General features: G+C 76.7%; 4 protein-coding genes. 1 reads left to right on the top strand and 3 read right to left on the bottom strand.

Annotated features, from left to right (window positions below):
* From HLB09_RS15190 to HLB09_RS15180, 3 genes are all read right to left on the bottom strand, one after another.
* On the bottom strand, positions 1–364 hold a 364-nt coding region (locus HLB09_RS15190), incomplete at its 3' end, for an FAD-binding protein (protein WP_171204168.1).
* Positions 361–1,662, bottom strand: a complete 1,302-nt coding sequence (gene nadA, locus HLB09_RS15185) for a quinolinate synthase NadA (RefSeq protein WP_171204167.1) — start codon at positions 1,660–1,662, stop codon at positions 361–363. The genes nadA and HLB09_RS15190, both read right to left, overlap by 4 nt.
* A 99-nt stretch (positions 1,663–1,761) precedes the next feature.
* Complete coding sequence (locus HLB09_RS15180) at positions 1,762–2,454, bottom strand: NUDIX hydrolase (protein ID WP_171204166.1); 693 nt, start codon at positions 2,452–2,454, stop codon at positions 1,762–1,764.
* Between the two features lie 165 nt (positions 2,455–2,619).
* Between HLB09_RS15180 and HLB09_RS15175 the strand changes: the two genes are divergently transcribed.
* Positions 2,620–2,947, top strand: a 328-nt coding sequence (locus HLB09_RS15175) for an ArsR/SmtB family transcription factor (protein ID WP_171204165.1), incomplete at its 3' end; no start/stop codon positions are given.

Here is a 2,947-nt window from a genome sequence, read left to right as displayed (position 1 = left end):
GGTCGGCGCCGTCGAGCACGAGGCCGCGGCGGGCCAGCTCGAGCAGCCGCGCGGGCCCCTCGGTGCAGAGCACCCGCACGGCCTCGGGGTCGCAGGCCCCCGCACCGGCGGCGAGGGTGTCGGCGACGTGGAGCGCGACGTCGTCGTCCGCGCCCGTCACCGCGGCGACGCCGCCCTGCGCCCAGGCGGTGCTGCCGCCGCCGGTGCCCCCGGCCCCCGCCCCCCACGGCGTCTTCGTCACGAGCAGGACGTCGTCGACGCCGCGCGCCCGCAGCCCCAGCGCCGTGGTCAGCCCCGCGACGCCGGTGCCGACGACGAGCGCCCCCACCCGCTCCGGGGCCGGTGCCTCCGGGCCGGTCGTCACGGCCGCACCTCGAGCATCCGCTGCAGCGCCACCCGCGCGGACGCGGCGACGGCGTCGTCGACCTGCACGCGGTTGAGCACCTCCCCGCGCACGAGGGCCTCGAGGACCCACGCGAGGTAGCCGGGGTGGATGCGGTACATCGTCGAGCAGGGGCAGATGACCGGGTCGAGGCAGGCGATCGTGAGGTCGGGGTGCTGGGCCGCCAGGCGCCTCACCATGTTGATCTCGGTGCCGATCGCGAAGCTCGTGCCCGGCGCCGCCTCGCGGACGACCCGCTCGATGTGCTGGGTGGAACCGGCCTCGTCGGCGGCGTCGACGACCTCCTTGGGGCACTCGGGGTGCACGACGACGCGCACGGCCGGGTCGGCGGCGCGCGCGGCGTCGACCTGCGCCGTCGTGAAGCGCTGGTGCACCGAGCACCAGCCGCGCCACAGCAGCACGCGTGCGTCGAGGAGCGCCTCGGCCTCGTTGCCGCCCAACGGCTTGCGCGGGTCCCACAGCGGCATCTGCTCCAGCGGCACGCCCATCGCCGAGCCGGTGTTGCGACCGAGGTGCTGGTCGGGGAAGAAGAGCACCCGCCGGCCCCGCTCGAAGGCCCACGCCAGCACCGCCGCCGCGTTGGAGGAGGTGCAGACGATGCCGCCGTGGTCGCCGCAGAAGGCCTTGAGCGCGGCCGAGGAGTTCATGTACGTCACCGGGACGACGGGGACGCGCCCCTCGGCGTCGGGCTCCGTGCCGTAGACCGCCTCGAGCTGCTCCCAGCAGGCGGTGACGCTGTCGAGGTCGGCCATGTCGGCCATCGAGCAGCCGGCGGCGAGGTTGGGCAGGACGACGCTCTGCTCGGGCGAGGTGAGGAGGTCGGCCGTCTCGGCCATGAAGTGCACGCCGCAGAAGACGACGTGGTCGGCCGACGTCGTCGTCGCCTGCTGCGCGAGCTGGTAGCTGTCGCCGACGAAGTCGGCGAACTGCACGACCTCGTCGCGCTGGTAGTAGTGCCCGAGGACGACGAGCCGCTCCCCCAGCTCCGCCTTCGCCGCGGCGATGCGCTCCTCGAGCTCGGCGACGGGCGCCCGGCGGTACTCCTCGGGGATGCGCTGCTGCACGGGCGTCGACGGGGGCGCGACGTCGGCGTTCGAGCTGCCCGGCCCGTACACCGGCGCGGGCGGCGCCTGCCCGGGCACGGCGTCCATGGCCCAGGGGCCGTCGGCCAGCGCGGGGTCGCACAGGCCCGAGGTGGCGGGGGCGCCGTCGGGCGCGCGGCGCGGGCGGGTGCCGATCTGCAGCGGGGTGGTCGTCATCGGTCCTCCTCGGCGCGACGGCGGTCGCGCCCTGCGGCTCAGGTGCTCGGGTGGTGCGCTCGGGGGCGGCGCTGGGGTGGCGTGCGGGACGGCGGAGGGTCAGGCCGCCGGCCCGGCGGTGGTCTGGAAGGGGCCGGTGGCGCCCTCGGGCACCACCGCCCGGTACAGCCGCGGCGGGCGGTGCCGCCCGCCGGTGAGGTGCTCGTCGGTCGCCTCGACGGCGCCGCTGGCGGTGACCCGGCGGCGGAAGTTCGCCGGGTCGAGCGGGCGCCCGAGGACGGCCTCGTGCACCTCGCGCAGCTGGCCGAGGGAGAAGGTCTCGCCCAGCAGGTGGACGGCCACCTGCGCGTAGCCGACCTTGGCGCGCAGCCGCCACAGCGCGTACGCGACGACCTCGTCGTGGTCGAAGGCGAGACCGCGCACCTCGTCGACGGGCGCCCAGCGCACGTTGTGCACCTCGGCCACGCGCGCCGCCTCCGGGCTGCGCACGAGGGCCGAGTAGATGACGGAGACGACGCGCCCGGTCGGCGACCGGTCGGGCCGGCCGAACGTGTAGAGCTGCTCGAGGTAGCTCGGGCGCAGGCCGGTGGTCTCCGCGAGGGTGCGCCGCGCGGCCTCCTCGAGCCCCTCGTCGCCGCCGATCCACCCGCCCGGCAGCGCCTCGGCGCCGTCGAACGGCTCGCGCGTGCGGCGCACGAGCGGCAGGTGCAGCCGCTGGGCGCCCTCGTGCTCGAGGAGGGTGAAGATCACCGTCGAGACGGCGAGGGAGGCCGCTACCGCTCCACCGACCACGGCCCCCCCTTCGGGTCACGTCGACCATTACCGGACGGGGACCACCGTACGTCTCTTCTGGTCGAGACGACAAGTACCGCAGGTCCCGGCACCCGCCGGCCGTCGGCGCCCGACCGCCCCGGGGGGCGCACCGGACAGTTCACCGGACGCTGTACCGTTTCCGCCGTGCTGACGACCTCCCTGCCCGAGGTGCTCGCCCGCTTCGGCCACGCCCTGTCCGACCCGACGCGGGCCCGGGTCCTGCTCGCCCTGCGGGACGGGAGCGCCTACCCCTCGGACCTCGCCGCGCTCGTCGGCGCGAGCCGGCAGTCCCTGTCCAACCACCTCGCCTGCCTGCGCGGCTGCGGGCTCGTCGTGGCGGCGCCCGAGGGACGGCGGGTCCGGTACGAGCTGGCGGACGGCCGGCTCGCCGCGGCGCTGGACGAGCTGGCCGCGGTCGTCGTCGTCGCCGACCCGGCCTGCGCCCCGGGGTCCCCGCCGCAGGCCGCCCGGG

The sequence above is a fragment of the Pseudokineococcus marinus genome (genome assembly GCF_013004605.1).
Taxonomy (GTDB): Bacteria; Actinomycetota; Actinomycetes; order Actinomycetales; family Quadrisphaeraceae; genus Pseudokineococcus; species Pseudokineococcus marinus.
The sequence above is the reverse complement of the archived record's forward strand: the minus strand, read 5'-3'. Positions and strand labels throughout refer to the sequence as shown.